Origin of the sequence: Arthrobacter sp. 2YAF22_2, from assembly GCF_052114645.1 — a bacterium.
Taxonomy (GTDB): Bacteria; Actinomycetota; Actinomycetes; order Actinomycetales; family Micrococcaceae; genus Arthrobacter.
This window is the reverse complement of the sequence record NZ_JBFRFD010000310.1, coordinates 1-4,569: the sequence shown is the minus strand read 5'-3', so window position 1 is coordinate 4,569 and position 4,569 is coordinate 1. Positions and strand designations below refer to the sequence as shown.

The 4,569-nt window shown below is 67.7% G+C and carries 3 protein-coding genes and 1 pseudogene; 2 read left to right on the top strand and 2 right to left on the bottom strand.

Annotated features, from left to right (window positions below; genetic code table 11):
• Positions 1-218, top strand: a pseudogene (locus AB4Y86_RS12880) (hypothetical protein); the annotation flags it as partial.
• A gap of 10 nt (positions 219-228) precedes the next feature.
• Here AB4Y86_RS12880 and AB4Y86_RS12875 read toward each other — a convergent pair.
• The gene (locus AB4Y86_RS12875) at positions 229-1,437 is read right to left on the bottom strand and encodes a globin domain-containing protein (protein ID WP_441402613.1); all 1,209 of its coding nucleotides are present in this window, start codon (positions 1,435-1,437) and stop codon (positions 229-231) included.
• A gap of 157 nt (positions 1,438-1,594) precedes the next feature.
• Positions 1,595-2,011 carry a PaaI family thioesterase gene (locus AB4Y86_RS12870; protein WP_441402612.1) on the bottom strand — a complete coding sequence of 139 codons (417 nt, stop codon included), beginning with the start codon at positions 2,009-2,011 and terminating at the stop codon, positions 1,595-1,597.
• A 169-nt stretch (positions 2,012-2,180) separates the two neighbouring features.
• Here AB4Y86_RS12870 and paaZ point away from each other — a divergent pair, with 169 nt between their 5' ends.
• Entirely contained in the window at positions 2,181-4,292 is a 2,112-nt protein-coding gene (paaZ, locus tag AB4Y86_RS12865) for a phenylacetic acid degradation bifunctional protein PaaZ (protein WP_441402611.1), read from the top strand.
• Positions 4,293-4,569: the final 277 nt, after the last annotated feature.

Below are 4,569 nucleotides of genomic sequence, written 5' to 3'. Positions count from 1 at the left end.
GCGCCACGCCGGCGGCAGCGCCAGCGGCCGCCCCTGGCAGCGCCACGCCGGCTTCGGCGGCTGGAAGCGCCCCGCCGGCGGCGGCGCCAGCGGCCAGTCCGGCGGTGTTGGCCTACACCGGCGCCGGCGGCGTGCTTCCCGCGGCGGGACTAGGCGCCGGTGCACTGCTGCTCGGCGCCACTTTCATTGCCTTCAGTCGCCGCCGGCGGGTTGGCTAGACCCCCGCAGTCACTGAAAGTCGGCCAGCCAGAGATCCGGCCCGAAAACCTCGTATTGAATGTCTTTGGCAGGTACGCCGCCGGAGATCAACGCGCTCCGGACCGATTTCAGGAACGGCAGCGGGCCGCAGAGGTAGTACTCGGCGTCTTCGGGGAGTTCCACGTCGCTGACGTTCATGAAACCCGAGAACCGGGATTCGGGCGCCTCGCCGGCCTCATCCGGATTCAGATACCAGGTTGTCAGGGTTCCGTCGGAAAGTGCGGCGAGGTCTTCCCGGACCTGCGCCCGGAGCGGAAACGATTCCTCGCCGTCGTCGGCATGCAGGAGCATCACCCGGCGTTGGGACCCGGACTTCACCAGGTGAGAGAGCATTCCGGCCATGGGTGTGATCCCGATTCCTGCGCTGGCCAGGACGAGGGGACGGTCCGTGTACTCCATCACCACGTCGCCGAAGGGGGCCGAGAGCACCACCTCGTCGCCCAGTTGGACAGCGCTGTGGAGCAGTGAGGACATCTCGCCGTCGGGAGTCGCGAGCCCGTGGACCCGCTTCACAGCGAACTGGCGGTGCTGACCGTCGTCGGCCCTGGTGAGGCTGTATTGCCGGGGCTGCTGCACGCCGTCGGGCATGGTCATCTTGATTGTCACGTACTGCCCCGGCAGGGACGGCTTGACGTCACGCTCGTCGGTGCGTTCGACGACGAACGACACGACGTCGGCCGTTTCCTGGATCCGCCGGGCCACGCGCCAGGTGCGCCAAATAGTGTCGGGCGCGAGGTGAACGGCGTTGTACAGCCCGCGTTCCTTGTTGATGAGCAGGTTCGCCATCAGCCAGTAGACCTCGTCCCAGGCGGCGGCGACCTCCGGGGTGACCGCGTCCCCGAGGACGTCCACGATCGCCCACATTAGGTGGTCGTGGACAATCTGGTATTGGTCCGGGCTCAGTCCCAGCGACACGTGCTTGTGGGACACCCGGGAAAGCAGATGGTCCGGCACTTCATCCGGCTTGTCCAGGAGCATGCCGGCGAAGGCCGCAATCGACCCGGCGAGTGCCTGCTGCTGACGGCCGTCCGCCTGGTTTCCACGGTTGAAGAGGCCATCCAGGAGGTCCGGCCGGGCCTTGAACATGTGTTGGTAGAAGCGCTTGGCGATCTCCTCGATGTGCTCGCCGACGACGGGCAGCGTCGCCCTGATGACGGGAACTGAGGTATCTGAGAGCATGGTGGATCCTTCCGGTGCGACCGGTCTCCCGGCAGTGCGGGGGTGAATCAGCCCTTCCACGCTAACAGCCGGGGTGCCGCGCGCTCCGGGCCGATCGGCCCTACGCCGGAGGCAGAGGACGGTGTACCCGAGCGAGCTGCCAGGGGTCCGGCCGGGCCTAGCCCTTGCGGTCCAGCAGCAGGTTGGTGATCCGCAGCGTGCACAGCCGCTCGCCGGCTTCATTCGTGATCAGCACCTCGTGGGTGGTCACCGTGCCGCCGAGGTGGATCGGGGTGGCGGTGATGGTCACCAGGCCCTCGCGGGCGGACTTGTGGTGCGTGGCCGAGACGTCCACCCCCACTGCGGTCTTGCCCAGGGTGCTGGCGTGGATGACCGAAGCCCAGGACCCCACGGCCTCTCCGACCGCCAGCGAGGCGCCGCCGTGCAGCAGGCCGAACGACTGCCGGTTGCCTTCCACCGGCATGGTGGCGACGACGCGCTCCACGGACTCCTCCACGATCTTGACGCCCATCTTCTCGTCAAGTTCGCCGAGGGTGATCTTCCACAGCTCGGTACCGCGGGGCTCGGGCGTCATAGCGTCTCCTCTTGGGTTCTGGCCTGGGTTGGCCCGTCACGGCCGGTCAGTCCTGCCGCTACTAGTGTGCCGCAGAGCCCAGTCATGTACTGTAGACATATTACCGAACGGACGGTCAGTAATGCGCTGGCCGTGTGATCTTGCCCCGCGTTGGAAGGACCCGTCAACGATGACCACCACTGCAACAGCTCAGAAACCCTCAGTCGGCACCGTCGCGATCGTCCCCAGTTTCATCAAGAATTCCTGGTGGACCCCCGACGCCGCCGCAGCCTCCGGCGCCGCCTCCGTCCTCGATGCCAGCACGGGAGAACTCCTGGCCCGCGTGAGCACCGAGGGACTGGACCTGGCCGCCGTCGTCGAGTACGGCCGCACCACCGGCCAGACGGAACTGGGCAAGCTGACCTTCCACCAGCGCGCCCTCAAGCTCAAGGAGCTGGCGCAGTACCTCAACGGCCGCCGCGACGAATTTTACGCTCTTTCCGCGCAGACCGGCGCCACCAAGATCGACTCGATGGTCGACATCGACGGCGGCATCGGCGTGCTGTTCACTTTCGGCTCCAAGGGCCGGCGCGAGCTGCCCAACTCCCAGGTGGTAGTGGACGGCCCGATGGAGGTGCTGTCCAAGGACGGTTCCTTCGCCGGCGAGCACATCTACACCCGGATCCCCGGCGTCGCCGTCCAGATCAACGCCTTCAATTTCCCGGTCTGGGGGATGCTGGAGAAGCTCGCCCCGGCCTTTATCGCCGGCGTTCCCACCATCGTCAAGCCCGCCACCCCCACCGGCTACGTGGCCGCGGCCGTGGTCAAGGCGATCGACGAATCCGGAATCCTGCCGGAGGGGTCGCTGCAGCTCGTCTCCGGTTCGGCCCGCACCCTGCTGGACCACCTCGACTACCGCGACCTGGTCGCCTTCACCGGCTCGGCGTCCACCGCCAACACCCTCAAGTCCCACCGCAACGTGGTCCGTGGCGGCGTGCGCTTTACCTCCGAGACGGACTCCCTCAACGCCGCGATCCTGGGCCCGGACGCCATCAAGGGCACCCCGGAGTTCGATGCCTTCATCAAGTCCCTGGTCACCGAGATGACCTCGAAGGCGGGCCAGAAATGTACCTCGATCCGCCGCGCGATCGTGCCGCAGGACCTGGTGTCCGACGTCGTCGCCGCCGTAGGGGCGCGGATCGCCGAACGCGTCGTCCTCGGTGACCCCCGCGCCGAGGGCGTCAACATGGGCGCCCTTGCCTCCCTCGAGCAGCTCGCGGACGTGCGCGCCGCCGTCCAGTCCATGCTCGACTCCGGCGGCGAGCTCGCCTACGGCACCCTCGACGCCCCGAAGGTCACCAGCGCGGACGGGAACATCGGCGTCGTCGACGGCGGCGCGTTCATGTCCCCGGTGCTGCTCAGCTGGGCCGACCCGGAGGCCGAGGAGGTCCACTCGCTCGAGGCCTTCGGCCCGGTCTCCTCGGTGATCGGTTACACGGACCTCGCCGATGCCGTCCGTCTCGCCGCCCGCGGCGGCGGCTCACTGGTCGCTTCGGTCTGCACCAACGACCCCGAGGTGGCCCGCGAACTCGTCACCGGCATCGCAGCCCACCACGGCCGCGTCCTGATGCTCAACCGCGAGGACGCCCGCAGCTCCACCGGCCACGGCTCCCCGGTTCCGCACCTGATCCACGGCGGCCCCGGCCGCGCCGGCGGCGGCGAAGAGCTGGGCGGCATCCGCTCGGTCATGCACCACATGCAGCGCACCGCCATCCAGGGCTCGCCCAACATGCTCACCGCCGTCACCGGCGTCTGGCACACCGGCGCGGACCGCAACTTCACCCTCGACACCGAGGGCCAGCACCCGTTCCGCAAGTCCCTCGCCACGCTGCACATCGGGGACGCCATCCGCTCGGAGCTGCGGGAGGTCTCGCTGGAGGAGATCACCAAGTTTGCCAACTCCACCGGCGACACTTTCTACGCCCACACCAACCAGGCGGCGGCCGAGGCCAACCCGTTCTTCCCGGGCATCGTGGCACACGGTTACCTGCTCCTGGCATGGGGCGCCGGGCTGTTCGTAGAGCCCGCACCGGGCCCGGTCCTGGCGAACTACGGCCTCGAAAACCTGCGGTTCCTCACTCCGGTGGCGGCCGGGGACTCGATCCGGGTGACCCTTACGGCCAAGAAGATCACCCCGCGCGAGACCGACGAATACGGCGAGGTGGCCTGGGACGCCGTCCTGACCAACCAGAACGATGAGATCGTGGCCACCTACGACGTCCTGACCCTCGTGGAGAAGTAGCCCCCTCCCGACGCTCCCTCAGGTCCGGCGGGTTTTATGCAGACGCTCCCTCACTTGGTGAGGGAGCGTCTGCGTTGGGGCTGCCATACGTGATGGAGCGTCTGCGGGGTGGAGGCCTAAATTGCGGGCTCTTTCGGCTCCGCTCCGGCGTAAAATTCTCCCTGTAGGAGGTGGCGAAATGACCCTTGTCCTCAATAAAGCCACAACAGTCCTGCCAGTCGATGATGCGGCGCGTGCCCGGCATTTCTACGCGGACACACTGGGGCTCCCGCACCGT